1 pseudogene is annotated in these 428 nt (G+C 35.7%); it reads left to right on the forward strand.

The features are described 5' to 3' along the window. A pseudogene (locus ET33_RS35455) lies at positions 1-428 on the forward strand (DNA-binding protein); the annotation flags it as partial.

Here is a 428-nt window from a genome sequence, read left to right on the forward strand (position 1 = left end):
AATATGTACAATCTCGAATTAAAAACTGGTAATAACAAAGTGCTCCCTGAATTGTCTGAGTTTTTAGATCGAAACCGGGAGGAGATTTTACCAAGTCTTTTATCGGTTGTTGAATCGGCAAATCAGTTCCGTTTTGATGCCGATGATATTATCAACAAATTTTCAATTTGGCTTCCTCCTGTAAATTCCGAAGTGACCTACATTAACGGAACTCAATTATTTCATTTTTGGTACGAAAAAGCTAAGTATGATTTTAAAAAGAAACGTATCGTCGGCGGTATTGACGAATTGTTATATGCTCTTTATTTGGCGCATAGGATGAACTATTATACAGGCTTCGAAAAATGCATTTCGTTATTTAGAAAGCATAGCGAATACGCGACAGAACAGCAGAAACTGGGGTACAAAAATATTGTAGAAGGAGTGTT

The organism is Paenibacillus tyrphae (genome assembly GCF_000722545.1).
In the GTDB taxonomy this organism is placed as follows: domain Bacteria; phylum Bacillota; class Bacilli; order Paenibacillales; family NBRC-103111; genus Paenibacillus_G; species Paenibacillus_G tyrfis.